Genomic DNA, 20646 nt, shown 5'->3' with positions numbered 1-20646 from the left:
CGCCGAGCGATCTCGCTTGACGCGGCGGCAGGGTGAGTGGAGAAGGCGTAAACGTCTGCCTTGAACTCCGAAGACTTGATGTGCTACATTACTTAGTCTGTCTATCCCCTTATTTTCTCAGCTGTTGCTTCGTGGGTGATGGGCTGTGCGGGAATTGTTGCCAATTATCGGATCATGCAGGAGGCTTGCGATGCGGACGATGCTGAGAGCAGTAGTGCTGTGGGGCGTGCTGGTGGTGGGTGCCGGATTGGCCTCAATGGAGGTGGTGCACGCGGCAGATAAGGCTGGCAGCAAGAGCGAAGTGCAGAAAAGCAAAGCCCCGACGACGCAAAAGGCCAAGGCGCGACCGGTAAGCAAGCAGAGTTCGAGCAAGAGTGTCGCGCAGCAAGGCAAGGCAGTACCGCCGGTGTCGAAGGCCAAATCCACCCGTGTGGCCAAGGCCAAATCGACAGGCGTGGCCAAGGCCAAATCGACAGGCGTGGCCAAGGCGAGTACGTCGGCTGCCCGGGCGGGAAACAGCAAGTCTTCGCGCGCAGAGCAGAGACCGGAAAACGGAGCGCCGTCGATGGCGTGGCATGGGCAGGAGCACCTCGCGGTCCAGTCAGGCTCGGCGCTGGTAATCGCTCAGGACGGCGGTGAGGCCCTGTACGAGAAGAACGCCAGGGTCGTCGTGCCGATCGCTTCGATCACGAAACTCATGACGGCGATGGTCGTACTTGACTCGATGCCTAACCTGCAGGCACCGATTACCATTACCGACGACGATGTCGACTACGTGAAAGGGAGTCGATCACGCTTGCAGGTGGGCTCTGTCCTCACCCGTGAAATGGCGCTTTTGCTGGCGCTGATGTCTTCCGAAAATCGCGCCGCAAACGCCCTTGGACGTCACTATCCGGGCGGCTTGGGGGCCTTCGTTGTGGCGATGAATCGCAAGGCAGCGTCGCTGGGAATGAGCAGATCGCATTTCGCGGATCCCACCGGCCTGACCAGCAATAACGTGTCGACTGCACACGATTTGGCACGAATGGTTGCCGCCGCGTATCGCTACCCCTTGATTCGCGAGTTTTCGACGACCTCCGGTGTCACCGCCGAAGTAAAAGGGCGTGACCTCGAATATCGCAATACCAATCAGCTGGTCAAGAGCCCGACTTGGGAAATCGGCCTGTCGAAGACCGGCTACATTCAGGAAGCGGGCAAGTGCCTGGTCATGCAGGCGCGCGTCGCCGATCGACCGGTGGTGATCGTACTGCTTGATTCGTCTGGCAAGCAGACTCGTATCGGTGATGCGAATCGTATCAAGCGCTGGATGGAGAGCGCGTCGGCAGCGGGCAAAGCAACGCCCGCGTGACTTGCAACAGCGGTCGACAGCCACGGTGCGCCGTGGCTTTTTTTTTGTCGATGGGGCACCGATCAGGCGTTGTTTCTGCGATCATTCCCGACCCGTGCCGGAGGGGTGAGGGTTTCGTGCAGGGGGCGCGCTTCAGGGCTGCTGTCAGGCGCTGCGTTGGGAGTCCGGGGCTGTGGTCGCAGCGGTGCCTTGGCTGCCGCTTGCGAAAACGACCCTCCGGCATTCGCTGATGCGCGAAAACTTGCGTTGCTTGTCTGGTAGGATGCGCCGTGATGGAAAAGCTTCTTACCATTAAATTCGTGACTTGGATTGGCCGGGCACTATTGCTCTGCCTGCTGGCGGCCGCTCTGCCTGCCGGGAAAGCGCAGGCCCAGCCAGCCGAGCCGGAGATGGTTGCCATCACCCATCCAGCGACCAGCGAACAAGCGATTCCGCGAGCGACCTTGCGCGCAATCTTTGGCATGCTGCTGCAGAAATGGCCGAACAACACCGCGGTTAGGGTCTTTGTTTTGCGGGATGACGCGCCCGAGCATGCCACTTTCAGCAAGAGTGTGCTGCAGGTGTTTCCCCACCAGTTGCGATTGGCATGGGACCGACAGGTTTTTTCGGGTCAGGGACAATACCCCGAACAGCTTGCGTCGACCCAGGAGATTCTGTCTCGGGTGGCGTCCACCCCAGGCGCAATGGGTTACGTCAAGGCGAGCGAGGTTGATCACAATGTCCGTGTACTCCAAGTTCGCTAGGGCCGCCTCTGGCATGGCCATGGTCGCGGTGCTTTCGCTATCGCCAGGGGGCGCACGGGCCATCGATTTTCTGGACGGCGATCTGCAGTTGCATGGCTTCTTTTCGCTGACCTTGGTGAACACCTCGGACAACAACTTCTTCGGGCAAAGCGACGACCAGATCAGCAGTGAGTATAGTGAGGTCGGGGCGAATGCTTCGTGGCGGCTGACGCCCGACGTTCAACTGTCTGCCCAGTTGCTTTCGCACCGGGCCGGCGGCACTGATGATGGTGGCGTGCGCCTCGATTATGGTCTGCTCGACTGGACCATGGCCTCCAGTGAGGAGGGGCGGAGCGGCGTGCGCGTGGGGAGGATCAAGACGGCCTACGGTTTGTACAACAAGACGCGCGACGTTCCTTTTACCCGGCCGAGCATCATCCTGCCACAATCGATCTACTTCGATCGAACACGCAACTTGACGGTTTCAGCCGACGGTGGGGAGGTCTACCTCGAGCGCTACTATGAAGCCGGTTCGCTTTCGGGCAGCCTCGCTCTCGGGCAACCGCAGACCGACACCGATGCTGCCACAGTCGCCCTCGTCGGCCTGAACCCGCCTGGTCACCTCGATGCGAAGTTGGCACCCGATTTCCAGGTCATGTATGAGGGTTCCGGCGGCAGGTATCGCCTGGGGTTCACCGCCCTGCATCTCGATCTGCGCTACAAGCCGGGCTACGCTGACCGCCTCGGCGCAGGCCGTTTCAAGCTGACGCCACTGATCTTTTCAGCGCAGTACAACGCCGAGAACTGGAGCCTGACGAGTGAGTACGCGAGTCGTCGAATCTCGGTCAAGGATTTTGGCCCGTTCTTCTACAACGGGGATGCGCTTGGCGAGAGTTACTATCTGCAGGCTACCTACCGATTGGCGCCGAAGTGGGAAGCACTCCTGCGCTACGATGTGTACTATGCCGACAAGGGCGATCGCAATGGCCAGGACTTTGCGGCTGCTACCGGTATGCCGGGTTTTACGCGCTATGCCAAAGACTGGACCCTTGGCGTCCGCTTCGACGTCACGCCGCAGTTCATGCTCCGTGCGGAAGCGCATCAGGTTGACGGCACCGGCTTTCTGGCGGTGCAGGACAATCCCAATGCGCAGGCTCTCCGTCGTTACTGGGACAGCTTCATGCTCCTCGGCTCGTTCCGTTTCTAGCCTCTGCAGATGCCAGCCCGTCCACCGCCGACGAAAGTGCGCAGCACCTTCGGCTTCCTCAGTCTGAGGTGGAAGATCTTGTTGATCCTGGGAGGGGTGATGCTGTCGGTCAACGGTGCGCTGTCGTGGCTTCACTTCCATGACCTGACGACGCGCTTCGAAGTGCAGCGGACGGCGACCAGAGAACGCCTGGTCGAACAGGCCTTTGCATTGCGTACCGACTTCGGACTTCGCTTGCAGGCGCTGGCCGGCATGCTGGCCGCTCTGGACTCGGTCGGCGTCGGTCTTTTTCAGACGCCAGCAGGCAATGCCCTACTGCGACAGCACTTCGACAGCTACTGGTCAGTGCTGCAACTCGATCTTGGGCTGGACTCGCTGCAGGTTTACGGGCCAAGTGGTCCCCCCGTGGCGAGCTGGCGCACCAATGCACTTGTCGAGGTGAAGCAGGACGCCCAGGTTCGCGACGTCATCGTGCAGGAGCGGGCGATGCACTGGACGCGCTGTGAGCAACTGTGCACGCAGTTTGCTGCGGCACCGATCCTCGTGGCCGGTCGCGTTGCCGGAGCGGTGCTCTTGGGTACTTCTCTGGCCGACGTGGTGGTCTCTTTCCACCGCTTGTCCGGCGCTGATCTTGGCGTTCTTGTTCCGGTCGCCATGCCGGCAGGCAACAATGCCCTGTCTGCTCTGGGCATGCAGGTGATCGGTTTGAGCAATGCCGAGCGCAACCTGCCCTTGTTGCAGCAGCTGACGGCGCTGCCGCTGCTGCGTGGTGAGAGCGCATGGCGCAAGCTGTTGTACGGTGGCCGAGAGTTCGAATTGTCGTTTCTGGCACTTGACGCCCGCGATGACGCGCAGTCGTCAGCGCTGCTGGTGGTGGTCGACGATCTCACCCAGGCGCGTGCCGATATTGACAAGTCGGTCCTGGACCGCTTGCTGGGCGAGTTGGCGGCTTCGTTCTTCTCGCTGTTGTTGTTGGCGCTGCTGGTACACGCGCCCCTGCAACGCATGACCCGGGCGGTGCGTGCGATTCCATTGCTCGGGCTTAGCGCTTTTCCCGAGGTGCGGGAGAGGATTGCGCCGCGCGCTCGGCGTTTGGTCGATGACGAGATCGACAGCCTCGACAAGGCAGCGATTGACCTGTCGCATCGGCTGGAAAACCTAGAGAAAGACGTCGCGGCCCATTTGCAGGATATCTCGATCGAGCGGGATTTCAGCAAGCTTCTGCTCGATACCGCGCACGTGATTATCCTGACGCAGTCCACCGATGGCGAGATTCTTACGCTGAACCCCCACGGACAAAAAATGTCCGGGTGGCGGGAGGAGGATCTGCCAGGCAAGCGCTTTTCCGAACTGGTGCGCCCGGATGGTTCCTCGGAACTGGCGATCGCGCAGGCCGTCCAGGAAATTGCCGCCGGCGAACGTCAGCACGTGCAGCTGGAATCGATTCTGGCTAGTTCGAACGGCCAATCCTACGAGATTACCTGGAACCACTCACGCCTTGTCGGGGCAAGCGGTGTGGTGATGATCCTCTCGGTCGGAATCGACCACACGAAGCGCAAGATCGCCGAGTCCCAACGCAAGCTCGCCGAGTCGCGTGTCAAGGATTTGCGCGAGCGCGATCCCTTGACCGGCCTGGTGAATCGCCAGCATTTCCAGGATCAACTCGAGCAGGCGCTGGCCAGCGCCCGCCATTCGGCGCGCGACGGGGCGCTGCTCTATCTCGATCTCGACGGCTTCAAGTACGTGAACGATCTGAACGGACACCAGGCAGGTGATGAGCTCTTGCGGAAGGTTGCCGACGAAGTCGGCCATGTGGTGGCGCGCGGAGGTGATCTGCTCGGCCGCCTGGGCGGTGATGAACTGGGCATCCTGCTGCACGTATGCGATCATGACGGCGCCATCCAGGTGGCCGAGAAGATCAACAAGCGACTCGCCGAGATCAAGTTTCCCGGCCTGGGAGCGAGCCATCGTGTCTCGGCCAGCATCGGCATCGTCGTTTTTTCCGAGGCTACGATGGACGTCAAGCAACTTCTCGCCAATGCCGATATCGCGATGTATCAGGCCAAGTCCAAGGGCGGCGCTGGCTGGCACCTCTATTCAGACGGGGAGGGCGTACAGGAGAAGATGCAGAGCCGTCTGCACTGGGAGGAGATGATCAATCGCTCACTGGGCGATCGCGGATTCATCGTGCATTACCAGCCGATCCTGGATATTCGCGCTCGCCAGGTCAGCCACTACGAGGCTCTGGTACGCATGCGGGCAGAAGATGGCTCGCCGATTCCGCCTGGGATGTTCATGGAAGTCGCCGAGAACAGCGGGCTGATACGCGAAATCGATCGCTATGTGATCCATGATGTTTTCGGCAAGATGTTGAGCCTGTTTGCGGTCGGAAAATACTACAAATTCTCGATCAACCTGTCGGGCATCAGCATCAATGATCCGCGCTTGCTGTCGTTCATTAGCGATGAGCTCTCGCGTAGCGCCTTGCTGCCCAGCCATGTAGTCTTTGAAATCACCGAAACCGCGGCGGTATCAGACTTCTCCAAAGCACGCGCCTTCATGAACGCCGTACGAGAACTCGGCTGCGCGTTTTCGCTCGACGACTTTGGCGTCGGCTTTTCTTCGTTCAACTACGTCAAGCAGTTGCCTGTGGACTACGTCAAGATCGATGGCTCCTTTGTCCGCACCCTGGTCGATAGCCCCGATGATCAGGTCTTCGTACGGGCGCTCGCCGAGGTCGCGCGCGGCTTTGGCAAGAAGACGGTGGCCGAGTTCGTGGAAGACGAGCGCGCACTGAACATGTTGCGCACCTTCGGGGTGGACTACGCGCAAGGCTACTTCATCGGCAAGCCTGGTCCGGAGATTACCTGAGCAGCGAGCTTGCACAGGGTTCGGCACGCTTCGGCACAATCCCACGCTCGGGGAGGCGTTCGGCGGCGGTGCTATAATCGCCTGCTGACTTGCCACTCCTATTGCCTACCGTCCCCCAAGCATGGCGCTGTTCACCCTTGGTATCAACCACCACACAGCACCACTCTCGGTTCGCGAGCAGATGGCGTTTCATGCCGAAAGCCTGCCCCGGGCCCTGGCTGACCTGGCGCACTGCAAAGCGGTCCACGAGGCGGCGATCTTGTCGACCTGCAATCGTACCGAGTTGTACGTTGCGAGCGATGTCTCTGACGCGGCGACGCAGTGGCTCGCCGACTACCATCGTTTGGCGCGCCATGAGATCGCGCCTTACCTCTACACCTATCCCGAGCGCGACGCCGTACGGCATGTCTTTCGAGTCGCCAGTGGGCTGGATTCGATGGTTCTCGGCGAGCCGCAGATTCTCGGCCAGATGAAGGAAGCGGTACGCGTTGCCGAGGAGGCCGGCACTCTTGGTACGACGCTGCACAAACTCTTTCAGCACTCCTTCGCGGTGGCCAAGGAAGTGCGGTCGACGACGGCGATCGGGACGAATGTGGTCTCTATGGCCGCTGCCGCCGTGCGCTTGGGTGAGCGGATCTTCGAACGTATCGCCGATCAGAAGATCCTCTTCATCGGCGCCGGTGAGATGATCGAACTGTGCGCCACGCATTTCTCGGCACAGCGCCCGAAGCAGGTGGTCATCGCCAACCGGACGGTCGAGCGCGGCCTGGTGCTGGCCAGTCGTCTGGGCGGGACGGCGATCAGGCTGGAGGACATCGCTGAGCGCTTGTCGCAGTTCGACATTGTCGTTTCGTGCACCGCTAGTCCGCTGCCGATCCTCGGCTTGGGCATGGTCGAGCGGGCGATCAAAATTCGCCGTCATCGCCCGATGTTCATGGTCGACCTGGCTGTTCCGCGCGATATCGAGGTCGAGGTTGGTGAAATGGACGACGTTTTCTTGTATACGGTCGATGATCTGGCGCAGGTCGTTGAATCGGGTATCGAGTCGCGCCAGGCAGCGGTGGTGGACGCGGAGTCGATCATTGGCGAACGCGTTGAGGGCTTCCTGCGCTGGCTGACCACGCGTGCTACAGTGCCGCTCATTCGTTCGCTGCGGGATGCTGCCGACCGTGCGCGTCGCCACGAGATGGAGCACGCGCTGAAACTGCTGGACAAAGGCGAAGACCCGGCCCGCGTCCTCGAGCGTTTCTCGCATCGTCTGACCAACAAGTTTCTGCATGCGCCAACGCAGGCCTTGAACCAGGCCAGCGCTGACCAGGGCGAGTTGCAGACGCTGGTCGGACGCTTGTTCCATCTCCATCCGGATTCCCGCTTCGGCGAGTAGCCGACTTCGGCAACCAACGCCAGACCGCTGGATTCCCTGGAATCCTTTTCGTAGCGTGGCGCGCTTTAAGCGACCTTCTCATGAACCAGAGCATTCGCGACAAACTTGAACAGCTGACTGGTCGCCTCGACGAACTTGGCCGCATGTTGGCCAGCAGCGAAGCAACCCAAGACATGGACGACTTCCGCAAGCTGTCGTGCGAGTACGCCGAAATTGGCCCGGTGGTCGCTCTTTACCAGACCTGGCGACAAGCCGAGGGCGAACTGTCGTCGGCGATCGAGATGCTCGCCGATCCGGAAATGAAGGAATTGGCCGAAGCAGAAGTGGCCACGGTTAGGGCGCGCCTGCCGCAGATCGAAGAAGACCTGCAGAAACTGCTGCTGCCCAAGGACGCCAAGGACGATCGCAACGTCTTTCTCGAGCTGCGCGCGGGCACCGGTGGCGAAGAATCCGCACTCTTTGCCGGCAACCTCTTCCGCATGTACGCGCGCTACGCCGAACGCCAGCGCTGGCAGGTCGAAGTCATTTCGGCCAGCGTTTCGGACCTCGGTGGCTACCGCGAGGTGATCGCGCGAATCATCGGTAACGGCGTTTACTCGCGCTTCAAGTTTGAGTCCGGTGCGCATCGCGTGCAGCGCGTCCCGGACACCGAAACGCAGGGGCGCATTCACACTTCCGCCTGTACCGTGGCGGTGATGCCCGAGGCCGATGCTCTGGAGGAAGTACAGATCAACCCGGCTGATATTCGCGTCGACACCTACCGCGCGTCGGGTGCCGGCGGACAGCACATCAACAAGACGGATTCGGCGGTCCGGATTACTCACCTGCCGACCGGGATCGTCGTCGAATGCCAGGATGATCGTTCGCAACACAAGAACAAGGCCCAGGCCTTATCGGTCCTGGCGGCACGCATCAGGGACGTGCAGGAGCGTGAGCAGCACGCGAACATGGCGTCGACGCGCCGGGATCTGATCGGCAGCGGTGACCGCTCGGAGCGAATTCGCACCTACAATTTCCCGCAGGGTCGAGTCACCGACCACCGCATCAACCTGACCCTGTACAAGATCGAAGCGATCATGGACGGCGACCTGGACGAATTGCTGGCTGCGCTTGCGGCAGAGTATCAGGCAGATCAGCTGGCGATGCTCGCCGAGAGCGAGTGAGACGCTTGGCCGCAGCGAAGAGTGGAAAATGCGCGGGCGGCGGTTGCTCACCACTTCGTCGCTATGGCTCGACCCCCGATCGCGATGACGCTTGACGCTGCGTGGCGCTTGGCTTGCCAGCGCATTGCTCGCCTCGATGCGCGCCTGCTGCTTGAGCACGTAACGGCCTGTACACACGCCGATCTGATCGCCCACCCGAGGCGGATGCTCTCCGCAGAGCAGCTGGCGAGGCTTGATGCCTTGCTCAGTCGCCGTGCTGAAGGTGAGCCACTGGCCTATCTTCTTGGCAGCGCGGGTTTCTACGGCCTGGAGTTTGTCGTCACCCCAGCGGTGCTGATTCCGCGTCCGGAGACGGAACTCCTGATCGATGTGGCAATCGAATTTCTGCAGTCCTGGCCCCGCGCGCAGATACTTGATCTCGGCACCGGCTCCGGAGTTCTTGCGGTGACTCTGGCTCGGCTATGCCGGGGGGCGTCGGTTACGGCGGTCGATTTTTCATCGGCAGCACTTGCCGTTGCCCGCGGCAATGCTGCACGGCACGCGGTGGAGGTCAGTTTTCTACTGGGTGATTGGTATGCGCCGCTCGGAGAAAGTCGTTTCGATCTGATCGTCGCCAACCCGCCCTATGTCGCGTACGCGGATCCGCACCTGCAGCACAGTGGTTTGCCTTTCGAACCACGCATGGCGCTTACGGACGGGGTGGTCGGTGGTGACGGCCTGGCTTGCCTGCGTGCGATTATCGGCGGCGCGGCAGCGCATCTGCGGCCAGGTGGTTGCGTGCTGGTTGAGCACGGCTACGACCAGGCCGCTGCGGTACGGCAGCTGTTGGCTGAGCAAAGGCTGGTCAAGCTCGATTCGTGGCGTGATCTGGCGGGGATTGAGCGCGTTAGTGGTGGCCAACTCGATTGACGCTGGGTGCCGCCAGCCGGTACACTGCTCTGTTGATTGTTTTTCATAACGACTAGTCACTAAGAGGTTTTACGATGGATGCGCAGCAATTGATCAAAGAACAGGTAACCAGCAACCCCGTGGTCCTCTACATGAAGGGGACGCCGCAGGCGCCGCAATGTGGCTTCTCGTCGGTAACGGTGCAAATCCTCAAGGCCTGCGGAGTGTCCAGCTACCTCAGCGTGAACGTACTCGAGAACCCGGAAATCCGTAGCGGTATCAAGTCCTACGCCAACTGGCCAACGATTCCGCAGCTCTACGTGCGCGGCGAGTTTGTCGGCGGCAGCGACATCATGCGTGAGATGTACGAAGACGGTGAGTTACAGAAGCTTCTTGAAGGTCTGGTTGATCCGGCCTGATCACCAAGGCTTCTAGTCGCTCGGGCGGCGCGCGCCGCCAAGGTGCTGCGCACGCCAGGCCACCGTAGCGCGTCGCTGCGGTGGCCTTTCTCAAGCGCTGGCCGTTGCCGACTTGCGGACGCTCAATTCTTCGTAGGCCCTTACGGCTTCGGCGGCGTACATCAGTGCCGGGCCACCGCCCATGTAGGTGCAGACGGCAAGCGTTTCCATGAGTTGCTCACGACTGACACCCAGGCGAATCAGCGCCTTGACATGAAAGCCGATGCAGGCATCGCAGCGGCTGGAGACCCCGATCGCCAAGGCGATGAGTTCTTTATCCAGCGCCGAAAGCACGCCTGGCGAAAGGGACGCCTTGGCCAGCGCATTGAAGCCCTGGATGGTCTCCGGGATGTCCCGACGCAGGCTTCCGATGGCGTTGGAAACATCGTTGGTAATGGTGCCGAAAGATTTGCTCATCAGCGTTTCTCTCCGTTTATCAGAAAACGCTAACATACCGTGACGGAGCTTTCTTTGGCAACCAGTTTCCGGTGCTTCGCTCGGTACGGGATCGGAGCAGCGCAACAGCGGCGACGCCAATGAGTGATAGACCACTGCCGTGCCACCACGCGGGGCTGCTCCTTGCTGCCCTGGGTCCTGGCTCTTGGGGCTCTACCTCGCCTCGGGCGAGGCCCCTTCAGAAGCTTACCAGGCGCGTGTTCGCGGACGTCAGGCGCTCGCTGAGGACCGCCAGAAAAGACTGATAGAAGTGTACTCGGCAGGCTTCCGAAGACGACCGCAATGAGCGGGCAGTAATCCGCACCAGCTTGGCTTCTGTCAGGGCGACGACATCGGCGACGCGTGTGCAGTTTGATTTGCCAATGACGGCCATTTCGCCGAAGCAGTCGCCGGCCGTCAGCATATCCAGGATCAAGCCACTCTTGAGCACTTTCAACTCGCCTTCGGCCAGGAAGCAGAAGAAGTCTCCGAGGTCGCCGTCGCGCATGACCAGTGTGCCGGGCGAAGCGCGGCTCCACTGCGAGAAGCGCACTATCTCCCACATCTCGACGTCAGAAAAATCGGCAAAGAATGGGAAGCCACGCAGGGTATCGAACTTCTCGAGATCGGCGATCTCGTCGGCGGGCACTTTCGCTTGCCGTGCGCGAAAGGCCTGTGCCAAATCCTGCGCAAATTCTTGCCAGCTAGCGTAGCGAGTATCGAGTCGCTTGCTCATCGCGCGGGCAACGATAGCGTCGAGCGCCGGCGGGACCTCTCGGCGCAGCGTCGAAGGCCGGCGTGGTTCAGCGTTGATGATCTGGTAGATCATGTCGTAACTGTTGCGCGCCTGAAAAGGCAATTGACCGGTCAGCAGCTGATACATGACGACACCCAGCGAGTAGATGTCGGTCCGCTGATCGAGCGCCTGCTCTTTTACCTGTTGCGGCGACATGTAGGCGGGTGAGCCTATTCCCTGCACCAGCGTGCGATCGGGTGAGCCGATGATCGCGGCGCCGAAATCCGAGATCTTGATGTCGCCTTCGTTGGGGTCGGTGCAGGTGAACAGGATATTCGCCGGCTTGATGTCGCGGTGGATGATGCCTGCCTGGAAGGCGAAGTCGAGTGCCCGGGTGCACTTGAAAATGATCTCGACGATGCGTTCGACCGACAGCAGCTGGCCGGGCGCGCAGACCGTTTCCAGGGTGCCGCCGGCGACGAATTCCATGACAATGTAGCAGAGGTGGTCGTCCACGACGGCGTCATAGGTCTGGACGATGTGTGGGTGCGACAGCTTGCCGATCAGTGCCGCTTCGTTGAGGAACAAATGGGTGTAGAGTCTGCCCCGCTTGGGGTCTTTCAGGATGCCGGGAAAGGCGACCTTGACCGCCACTTCGCGCTGGGTAAACGCGTCGCTGCCCAGATAAACGGTAGACGTGGCCCCGTGGCCGACTTCGCGGATCAGCTCGTATTTGCCGATCTTTTCCATTGCCGGAGGCTACGGCGGACCTAGCCGCGACGGGCGCGGGAAATGGCTGCCAGCACCTGCTCCGGCGCTGTGCCGCCGATATGCGCGCGCGCGGCCAGCGAACCGTCGATGGTCAGCACCGCAAAGACTTCCTCGTCAAGCAGCGGTGAGAAGCTTTGCAACTCGGCGAGCGGGAGTTGGGCCAAGTCGACACCCAGTTCCTCCGCGCGACGTACTGCCAGGCCGACGGTTGCGTGGGCGTCGCGGAAAGGCAGGCCCTTGCGGGTCAGGAAGTCGGCGAGGTCGGTGGCGGTAGCGAAACCTTCGGCCAGGGCGTCGCGCATTTTTTCAGGATTGACGGTGATGCCGGCAATCATCTCGGCAAAAATGCATAAGGTGTCGCTGACCGTGTCGATGGCGTCGAACAGCGGTTCCTTATCTTCCTGGTTGTCCTTGTTGTAGGCCAGAGGCTGGCCCTTCATCAGGGTCAGCAAGGCCGTCAGGTGACCGTACACGCGGCCGGTCTTGCCACGCGCCAATTCCGGAACGTCGGGATTCTTCTTCTGCGGCATGATCGAACTGCCGGTACAGAAGCGATCTGCGATCCTGATGAAGCCGAAGCGCGGGTTCATCCACAGCACCAGTTCTTCGGACAGGCGCGACAGGTGCATCATCAACATCGCGCAGGCGGCGCAGAATTCGATCGCAAAGTCGCGGTCGGAAACCGCATCGAGCGAGTTTTCGCAAACACCGTCGAAGCCCAGCAGTTCGGCGACGAAATGGCGGTCGATCGGATAGGTGGTGCCGGCCAGCGCCGCTGCACCCAGGGGCAGACGGTTGGTACGGCGACGGCAGTCGCTGAAGCGTTCGGCATCACGCTGCATCATCTCGAAATAGGCGAGCAGGTGATGGCCGAAAGTGACCGGCTGGGCGACCTGGAGATGAGTGAAGCCGGGAAGCGGCGTGGCCGCTTCCTTCTCAGCCAAGTTTAGCAGGCTGGTCTGGAACTGACGCAGCAGTGGCAATAACTCATCGATCGCGTCACGCAGGTACAGGCGAATGTCGGTCGCTACCTGGTCGTTCCGCGAGCGACCGGTATGCAGGCGCTTGCCGGCGTCGCCAACGAGGGCCGTCAGGCGCTTCTCGATGTTCAGATGGACGTCTTCGAGGTCGAGCGACCAGACAAAGCTGCCGTTCTCGATCTCGCGGCCCACCTGTGCCATGCCGCGCTCGATATCGGCGAGGTCTCCGGCACTGATGATTTCCTGTCTGGCGAGCATGGTCGCGTGCGCGACCGAGGCGCGAATATCCTGGCGCCACATGCGGCGGTCGAAATTCACCGAGGCCGTATAGCGCTTGACGAGGTCGGACATCGGCTCGGAGAAGCGGCCGGCCCAAGTGTATTGGGAAGAATCCGATGGGTTCATGCGGGAGGGGTTCCTGGGCTAGAATCTCTCGTAGAACCTTGGACAGGCGCCACTTCGAGTGATGGCAAGTATAAAGCAAAACCTGGCCGGCCAGCCGCTACCGGATTTCCGGAATTCCGGAGTCATGTTGCGAATTCTGCTCGGCGTGAACCTGCTGGCGCTGGCTGCTGCACTGGTTAAGAGCCAGGGTGTGCAGGACAGCCTGCAGCACTTCATCGACATGGCGGCCTGGGTGCAGCCCTTGCTGCTCTTCAATCTGGCGTTACTGGCAGTTCTCGGCAACAGCCTCCAGCGCGCACCCACCTGGATTGGGCGCACGCTGGTGTTGCTGCTCGCAGCCGCTTCGGCGATCGTATTGTCGGCGCTGTGGAGTCACCTGATCTTCGCCGATGCTGGTGGTGGCCAGGCTCTGCTCAGGGCGGGCCTGCTGGCTGCGCTGGCAGCCGGGTTCATGCTTGCCTACTTTGCCTTGCGCGCCGGGGCTTTATCGCCGGCGCTCGTCGAGGCGCGATTACAGGCGCTGAGTGCGCGCATCCGGCCGCATTTCCTGTTCAATAGCCTGAATGCGGTGCTTTCGCTGATTCGCGCCGACCCGCGACGCGCCGAGGCGGCGCTTGAGGAACTGGCCGATCTTTTTCGCGTGCTGATGCGTGATCATCGCGAGTTAGTGCCGCTGGCCGACGAACTCGCCCTGTGCCGGCAGTATCTGGCTCTCGAAAAATTGCGTCTCGCCGAGCGCTTGCACGTCGAATGGGACATCGCGCCGAATCTGCCACTGGACCTGAAAGTGCCGCCATTGATGGTGCAACCGCTGCTGGAGAACGCTGTTTATCACGGCATTGAGCCCTTGGGCGATCCAGGCACTATTCGCATTCGCCTGGTGCGCCGCGCTGATGCCTTGCAGCTCGATATCGTCAACCCCTGCGCAGCCGGTGCCGAGAAACCGCGCGGCAGCCACATGGCGCTGGACAATATCCGCGAGCGCCTGGCGCTGTACTATGACCTTGAAGCGCGACTCGAGACCAATGCGGTAGCGCTGGGTGATGGCCGACACCAGTATCGGGTACGTATCCTCCTGCCTTGTCGGGCGCAGCGGCGATGAATGCGCCTGCGCTCGCTTCTCCGCTGTTGCTGCTTATTTGCGACGATGAGGCGCCAGCGCTGGCGCGTTTGCGTGATTTGCTGGCCGATATCGCTCCGGAACTGCCGCATGTGATCGTCGCCGAAGCCGACAACGGCCTGCGTGCCCTGGCTGCCATCGAGGGTCTGCGGGTTGATGTGGCGCTGGTCGATATCCGCATGCCGAAAATGGACGGCATTGAACTCGCAGCTCACCTGTCTCGGCTTGAACACCCGCCGGCGGTAATTTTTGTGACGGCCTATGACGCCTACGCGGTACAGGCCTTCGAGCTTAACGCCGTCGACTATCTGGTGAAGCCGGTGCGCGCCCTGCGTCTGCTGGAGGCGCTGCGAAAAGTTCACCGCCACCCGCTGCCTTCGGCCTTGCTCGAGCAACTGCCACCGGGAGCGCGCAGTCATCTTTCCTGCCATGAACGCGGCCGGCTGTTGCTGATTGCGGTTGCCGACATCGTGTACTTTCGGGCTGACCTGAAGTACGTCACGGCACGTACCGGTGAGCGCGAATTCCTGCTTGACGAGTCGCTGACCCATCTTGAACAGGAATTCGGTGCACAATTCATCCGTCTGCATCGCGGTGTGCTGGCGGCGCGGGAGGCGATTGCCGGCTTCGAGAAGAGTGGCACTGGCGACGACGCCGAGACGCAATGGCAGGCTATTCTGCGCGACGTTCCCGAGCGGCTGCCGGTCAGTCGCCGGCAGTGGCCCTTGCTCAAGTCCTACGCGCGCCGGCTCAGCTCCTGATCGGCGGTCGCTTCTTGACACTCATCAAGGTGGCCGGTGACGGTTTTCCTATAATCCCCGCTGCCACCCGACGAGGTCTTCATGAAGTACGCTCAAGGCTTGAGAAAATTTTTCTGTATCCTGCTCGGAGGGGCCGTCGTCCTACCCGCTGCGGCGCTCGATCTGGAACGTGCGAAGGAAGTTTATGGCCCGTGCGCTGCCTGCCATGGCCCTTTCGGGGCTGGCGGCAAGCAAGGCGAGTACCCACGCATTGCCGGCCAGTCGGCGAAATACGCGGAGCAGCAGTTGAAGGCCTTCCAGAGTCAGTCGCGAATCAACCTGCCGATGTATCCGTACACGCGGGCGCGCGAACTCGATGATGAAGACATGAAGTTGGTCGCCGCTTATCTGGCGCAGATCGAACTGCCGACACGGCCGCCGGTTTTCAAGGACAGCGATGACGCACTGGCGCGGCTGCTGGCGATGGAGAAGGTGATGATCGTCCCCCGTGCCGCCGGTAATATCGAAAACGGCAAGGCGGTGTACCAGAAAAACTGCGCCGTCTGTCATGGCAAGACCGGGCAGGGGCGCGGCATGTTCCCGATGCTGGTGGGTCAGTATACGAACTATCTGCAGAAGCAGATCGCCGCCTACCTCGCGGCGGATCGCCCGCACGACGAAGAAGGTGCGAAGAAGGGAGTCTTGTACACCCTTAAGGCCAGCGATATCCAGGACGTCCTGGCCTATTTGACGACTCTGCAGGTAGCCGAGCAGTAGGAGTCACCGCCAGTCAGCGCAGCCGGGTTTCCTCGGCGGTGCGAGCGTCGAGAAAACGACTTAACTGCCGGGGCAAGCGTGCACGCCAAGCATGTTAGAATCGTCCCCTGATCAAGATGCCTTTGGGGTGATGCCACCCTCGCGCACCGGCTGTCTGGCGAGGTTGGCAGCGCGCTTACCGGAAACCTGCCTTGAACTCTGCAAATCCAGATCAGTCGCGTATTGTCATTGCCTCGCGCGAGTCGCGGCTTGCCATGTGGCAAGCGGAGCATGTGCGCGGGCGTCTTGCCGAATTATACCCACAGCGAAAAGTCGAGATCCTGGGCATGACCACTCGCGGCGACCAGATCCTCGATCGCCCGCTGTCGGCAATCGGTGGCAAGGGCTTGTTCATCAAAGAGCTCGAAGTGGCGATGCATAACGGTCAGGCCGATCTCGCCGTGCATTCGATGAAGGACCTGCCGATGGACCTGCCAGATGGCTTCGTTCTGGGCGCCATTTCGTCGCGTGAGAATCCGTGCGACGCCTTTGTTTGCAATCGATTTGCCGACCTTGACGACCTGCCGGCCAAGGCCGTGATCGGCACCTCGAGCCTGCGCCGTGAAGCGAGCCTGCGCGCTCGCTACCCCGAACTGGTCATCAGAAGCCTGCGCGGCAATCTTGATACGCGCCTGCGCAAGCTTGATGCAGGTGAGTACGACGCCATAATCCTCGCCGCCGCGGGCCTGATTCGACTTGGTCTGGCTGGCAGAATTGCGTCGCTGTTGACCCCGGAGCAGTCCTTGCCGGCACCGGGGCAAGGCGTCCTCGGTATCGAGGTGCCAGCGCAGCGCGCGGACCTGATCGCCTTGGTGGCGCCGCTCAACGATCCGGCAGTGGCTCAGTGTGTGCTCGCGGAGCGTGCCTTTTCACGCGCGCTGGGCGGCAGTTGCCAGATCCCGCTGGCCGCGCATGCGATGCTTGAAAACGGTCAGCTGTGGCTGCGTGGCTTCGTCGCTACTCCGGACGGTAGGCAGCTGCTTGCGGGTGAGCTGCGTGGCGCTCCGGAGGACAGCGAGTCGGTTGGCCGTGGCTTGGCGCAGAGCTTGCGCGACCAGGGCGCTGGCGCCATTCTTGACCAGCTTTCGGCAGGCCAATGACCGGGGCTCTGTGCGGCAAGAGAATCGTCGTTACGCGGCCACGTGCGCAAGCACCCCGGCTGGCCGCCTGGATTGCCAAAGAGGGCGGAGAGCCGCTGCTTTTCCCATTGCTCGATATCGCGCCGACTGACGAGCTGGAACCGTTGCGCGTGGCGATCGCACAGCTTGATGCTTATGCACTGGCTGTCTTCATCAGCCCGAATGCTGTCGAGTACAGTGTTCCGGCGATCCTTTCTTCCCGCGGCTGGCCAGCCGACTTGCAGGCAGTGGCCATTGGTCAGGGGAGCGTCGCCTTGCTGGCGGCGTACGGGATCGAGAATACGCTGGCGCCTCTTGAACGCTTCGACTCCGAAGCCTTGCTCGAACTTCCGGCATTGCAGCGACCCTGCGTTGCCGGGAAACGGGTAGTGATCTTTCGCGGCAACGGCGGTCGTGAGTTACTTGCCGACCGCTTGCGAGAACGCGGGGCCGAGGTCGACTATGTAAGTTGTTATCAGCGCTCCGCGCCCGACAGCGCGGCAGTGCTTGAAGCGCTGTGGCGCAGCGAGCAGCTTGACGCGCTCACAGTTTCATCCAGCGAGGGGTTGCGTAACCTGGTCGACCTGCTCGACGCCCCCGCGCGTGCGTCTCTGCGCACTACTCCGGTGTTCGTGCCACACCCACGAATTGCCGAGCTGGCGCGGAAACTTGGTTTGCAGCGGGTGATTCTGACCGAACCGGCAGATGCTGGGATCATTGCTGCTCTGAACGTATATAATTGGCGGTCATGATGAAAGAAAAAATCGACCCAAGGTCTTCACTCCCCGAGCAGGCTGCCGCTGAGTCGGCTGGCAAGCCGCCAGCAGACGAGCCGCCGCCGGGTTCTCGGACATCGCTGGAAAGCGAGTCTTTCCCCGCGAGTGAGCAGCGGCCGGAGACGGATCCGCTGCCCGAAAAGGACTCCTTGCCGGAGGCCGAACAAGCGGCATCGGAAGCCGAGCCCCTGGCCCAACAGAAGCCCTTGCCGGACGCGCAGGCAACGCTCGATGGCTCCACCCCCGCCGCAGCGACACCCGCCGCTGTCGAGGATCCTGCAGCGACGCCAGCCGTGGCTAGTGAGCCGGTGTCTGACGGTGCGTCAGTTGCTAGCGAGCAGCCGGCGGCAAGCGGGCCAGCGGCTAATCCGGCCGCGGCGAGTCAGCAGTCGCCTGACTGGCGCAATCCCTGGTTGCTGGTGGTGCTGATAGTCCTTGGTCTGGTGGCCTGGCAGTGGTTCGAAACCCGGCAGAAGATGGCCGATACGCAGCAGGAGTTGGCTCGCCGCCTGGCCGATAGCGATTCGAGTGGCGCGGAAGTCCGCGCCCTGTCCAAGGGGGCGAGCGATCAGATGGCTGGCCTCCTCGGGCGCCTCGCTGCGCTTGAGGCGAAGGTTGGCGAATCGCAGAGCCAGCAGGCGATGCTCGAGAAGTTATACCAGGATGTGGCTCGCAGCCGGGATGAGTTGGCGCTGGCCGAGGTCGAGCAAAGCCTGACCCTGGCTGCTCAGCAGTTGCAGCTGGCAGGTAATGTGCAGGCCGCCGTCCTCGCCCTGCAAAGTGCCGAAACCCGTTTGGCGGCAAGCAGCCGACCACAGTTCGTCAGTCTGCGCAAGGTTTTGAGCAGCGATCTCGAACTTCTGCGCGCCTTGCCGCAGATCGATGTTGCGGCCATGAGCTTGCGCCTGGAAAGCGTCATCAATGCGCTCGATACGATTCCTCTGGCCGTCGATGGGCGTTCCCCGGCGCATGGCGACGACGCGAAAGATGCCGCGCAGGCCGCCCCAGCGCCAGTGCCTGCCGAATGGCCTGCGCTGACCAGTGTCGACTTCTGGCAGAAACTGGTCAGCGCCGAGCTGTGGCAGCGGTTGGGCCGCGAGGTCTGGGGCGAAGTGAAATCCCTGGTCCGCATCCAGCGTTTTGACCGCGATGAGCCGGCCTTGCTGACGCCCGGTCAGGCGTTCTTTCTGCGCGAAAATCTCAAGTTGCGTTTGCTGAATGCTCGCCTCGCTCTGCTGGCCCGTGATCAATGGACTTTCCAGAACGAGCTCAAGCATGCTCAGGCGTGGATGAATCGCTATTTCGATTCCAGCGCTGCCTCGTTGCAGACCGCGCAAGCCAATCTCGAACAGCTCATCGCCACCGAGATCAACATCGAGATGCCGACGCTTAACGAAAGCAGGTCTGCAGTCAAGACCGTCAAGCTTGGTCAGGAGCGCCAGTGAGAGGACTACTTTGGCTACTGGCACTTGCTGCCATGGCTGTCGGCGTTTCGCTGACAGCACGGGTCAACGACGGCTATGTGCTGCTGATCGTACCACCGTATCGTATTGAGGTCGCCCTCAGTCTGGCGATCATCCTCTTTGTTCTCGCCTTCGTACTGCTGTTCTTGGTGCTGCGCACCATTGGCCTGACGCTCTCCCTGCCAAGTCGGGTTTCTGGCTATCGCGCGCGTCGCCGTCGTGAGAAAGCCACGGCGTCTTTTCACGAGGCCATTCGCCTGCTTTTAGAAGGGCGTTTCACGCAGGCCTTGAAGAAAGCCGGTGAGGCCTACGCTGCCGGGCAGGATCCGGGCTTGGCAGCGCTGTTGGCAGCGCGAGCGGCGCATGGTCTGCGCGAACCCGAGAAAGAGCAGGAGTGGCTCGGTCGCGTTAACAACCCGCGTCTCGACCCTGCACGGCTGATGCTGGAAGCAGAGATGGCCATTGACCATGAGCAATACGGTGAGGCCGTAAGCGTGTTGCAGGCGCTGCAGAACATCTCTGGTCGGCACATCGCAGCACTGCGCCTTGAACTGCGTGCCCAGCAGGGTTGCGGAAACTGGCCGGAGGTCCTGAAACTGGCGCGCGTACTCGAGAAGCGCGACGCTTTGCCGCCTGAACTGGTGCAGGAAATAAAGACCCAGGCACATCAGGAAACCATCCGCCAGCAGCAGGCGGCGGACGAGGGCCAATTGCTGGCCTACCTGCGCGCTATTCCGGCCAAGGAACGTAGCCTGCGGCTGACGCAAACCTCTTGCCAAGCCTTGCTCGAACACGGGGTTGACGATGAGGCGCAGCGGATGATCGAGAAGCAACTCGACACGCAGTGGGATTCGGATCTGATACAACTCTATGGCCAGGTGCGGGGCCGCGACCTGACCTCCTGTATTGCGCGCGCCGAGAAATGGCTGCCGCAGCATCCCGAGGACGCACAACTACTACTCACTTTGGGCCGCCTGTGCTTGCAGCAGCGCTTGTGGGGCAAGGCGCAAATCTACCTCGAGGCTTCGCTATCGCTGGTCGATCAGCGCGCGGTCAGGCTGGAACTCGCCCGCCTCTTCGAACAGACCGAACGCTGGGATGAGGCCATGCCGCACTACCGGGCAGCTGCCGAGCAGGTCGCCCTGCGCCCTGCGACGCCGCTGCTTCGACTGGCGGTCAGCTCAGCTCAGCAGTCACAGTCAGTACCTCGATTGCCCGGCTAAGTCCCTTCTCCCGCAGCGGGAG

At 61.6% G+C, this 20646-nt stretch carries 18 protein-coding genes; 15 read left to right on the top strand and 3 right to left on the bottom strand.

What is annotated here, in order from left to right; genetic code table 11:
* The first annotated feature begins 190 nt into the window (after nt 1-190).
* The 8 genes from pbpG to grxD all read left to right on the top strand — a co-directional run bounded on the left by pbpG (nt 191) and on the right by grxD (nt 10002).
* Nucleotides 191-1348, top strand: a complete 1158-nt coding sequence (gene pbpG, locus QZ648_RS17300; protein ID WP_169065520.1) for a D-alanyl-D-alanine endopeptidase — start codon at nt 191-193, stop codon at nt 1346-1348.
* A 272-nt stretch (nt 1349-1620) separates the two neighbouring features.
* Nucleotides 1621-2091 (top strand): hypothetical protein, encoded by a 471-nt coding sequence (locus QZ648_RS17295; RefSeq protein ID WP_248595236.1) that lies wholly within the window; start codon nt 1621-1623, stop codon nt 2089-2091.
* Nucleotides 2057-3277 (top strand): hypothetical protein, encoded by a 1221-nt coding sequence (locus QZ648_RS17290; protein ID WP_169065519.1) that lies wholly within the window; start codon nt 2057-2059, stop codon nt 3275-3277. Before QZ648_RS17295 ends, QZ648_RS17290 begins: the two co-directional genes overlap by 35 nt.
* Nucleotides 3278-3355: 78 nt before the next feature.
* Nucleotides 3356-6148, top strand: coding sequence for an EAL domain-containing protein (locus tag QZ648_RS17285; RefSeq protein ID WP_169065518.1), 2793 nt, complete (start codon nt 3356-3358; stop codon nt 6146-6148).
* Between the two features lie 121 nt (nt 6149-6269).
* Nucleotides 6270-7532, top strand: a complete 1263-nt coding sequence (hemA, locus tag QZ648_RS17280; protein ID WP_291997788.1) for a glutamyl-tRNA reductase — start codon at nt 6270-6272, stop codon at nt 7530-7532.
* An 80-nt stretch (nt 7533-7612) separates the two neighbouring features.
* The gene (prfA, locus tag QZ648_RS17275; protein ID WP_291997787.1) at nt 7613-8695 is read left to right on the top strand and encodes a peptide chain release factor 1; all 1083 of its coding nucleotides are present in this window, start codon (nt 7613-7615) and stop codon (nt 8693-8695) included.
* Nucleotides 8696-8779: 84 nt separating this feature from the next.
* On the top strand, nt 8780-9604 hold the full coding sequence (gene prmC, locus QZ648_RS17270) for a peptide chain release factor N(5)-glutamine methyltransferase (protein WP_291997786.1): 825 nt from the start codon (nt 8780-8782) through the stop codon (nt 9602-9604).
* A gap of 74 nt (nt 9605-9678) precedes the next feature.
* Nucleotides 9679-10002: a Grx4 family monothiol glutaredoxin gene (gene grxD / locus QZ648_RS17265; RefSeq protein WP_169065514.1), complete on the top strand. Its 324-nt coding sequence runs from the start codon at nt 9679-9681 to the stop codon at nt 10000-10002.
* Between the two features lie 90 nt (nt 10003-10092).
* On the opposite strand, the gene QZ648_RS17260 is transcribed toward grxD, so the two are convergent.
* The 3 genes from QZ648_RS17260 to argH form a co-directional block, all read right to left on the bottom strand.
* On the bottom strand, nt 10093-10458 hold the full coding sequence (locus tag QZ648_RS17260) for a carboxymuconolactone decarboxylase family protein (RefSeq protein WP_211203637.1): 366 nt from the start codon (nt 10456-10458) through the stop codon (nt 10093-10095).
* A 217-nt stretch (nt 10459-10675) separates the two neighbouring features.
* The gene (locus QZ648_RS17255; protein WP_169065513.1) at nt 10676-11962 is read right to left on the bottom strand and encodes a serine/threonine-protein kinase; all 1287 of its coding nucleotides are present in this window, start codon (nt 11960-11962) and stop codon (nt 10676-10678) included.
* 20 nt (nt 11963-11982) lie between these two features.
* Nucleotides 11983-13368, bottom strand: coding sequence for an argininosuccinate lyase (argH, locus tag QZ648_RS17250; protein WP_169065512.1), 1386 nt, complete (start codon nt 13366-13368; stop codon nt 11983-11985).
* A gap of 61 nt (nt 13369-13429) precedes the next feature.
* Between argH and QZ648_RS17245 the strand changes: the two genes are divergently transcribed.
* The 7 genes from QZ648_RS17245 to QZ648_RS17215 all read left to right on the top strand — a co-directional run bounded on the left by QZ648_RS17245 (nt 13430) and on the right by QZ648_RS17215 (nt 20624).
* Nucleotides 13430-14470: a histidine kinase gene (locus tag QZ648_RS17245; protein ID WP_291997785.1), complete on the top strand. Its 1041-nt coding sequence runs from the start codon at nt 13430-13432 to the stop codon at nt 14468-14470.
* The gene (locus QZ648_RS17240) at nt 14467-15249 is read left to right on the top strand and encodes a LytTR family DNA-binding domain-containing protein (RefSeq protein WP_169065511.1); all 783 of its coding nucleotides are present in this window, start codon (nt 14467-14469) and stop codon (nt 15247-15249) included. The genes QZ648_RS17245 and QZ648_RS17240 overlap by 4 nt, the downstream gene beginning before the upstream one ends.
* 81 nt (nt 15250-15330) lie before the next feature.
* Nucleotides 15331-16005, top strand: coding sequence for a c-type cytochrome (locus QZ648_RS17235; RefSeq protein ID WP_291997784.1), 675 nt, complete (start codon nt 15331-15333; stop codon nt 16003-16005).
* 191 nt (nt 16006-16196) lie between these two features.
* Nucleotides 16197-17144, top strand: a complete 948-nt coding sequence (hemC, locus tag QZ648_RS17230; protein WP_291997783.1) for a hydroxymethylbilane synthase — start codon at nt 16197-16199, stop codon at nt 17142-17144.
* Nucleotides 17141-17914, top strand: a complete 774-nt coding sequence (locus QZ648_RS17225; RefSeq protein WP_291997782.1) for a uroporphyrinogen-III synthase — start codon at nt 17141-17143, stop codon at nt 17912-17914. The genes hemC and QZ648_RS17225 overlap by 4 nt, the downstream gene beginning before the upstream one ends.
* Entirely contained in the window at nt 17911-19383 is a 1473-nt protein-coding gene (locus QZ648_RS17220) for a uroporphyrinogen-III C-methyltransferase (protein WP_291997781.1), read from the top strand. Before QZ648_RS17225 ends, QZ648_RS17220 begins: the two co-directional genes overlap by 4 nt.
* On the top strand, nt 19380-20624 hold the full coding sequence (locus tag QZ648_RS17215) for a heme biosynthesis HemY N-terminal domain-containing protein (protein WP_169065506.1): 1245 nt from the start codon (nt 19380-19382) through the stop codon (nt 20622-20624). Before QZ648_RS17220 ends, QZ648_RS17215 begins: the two co-directional genes overlap by 4 nt.
* Nucleotides 20625-20646 lie beyond the last annotated feature (22 nt).

This window comes from Candidatus Accumulibacter sp. ACC012 (assembly GCF_907163155.1).
GTDB lineage: Bacteria > Pseudomonadota > Gammaproteobacteria > Burkholderiales > Rhodocyclaceae > Accumulibacter > Accumulibacter delftensis.
The sequence above is the reverse complement of the archived record's forward strand: the minus strand, read 5'-3'. Positions and strand labels throughout refer to the sequence as shown.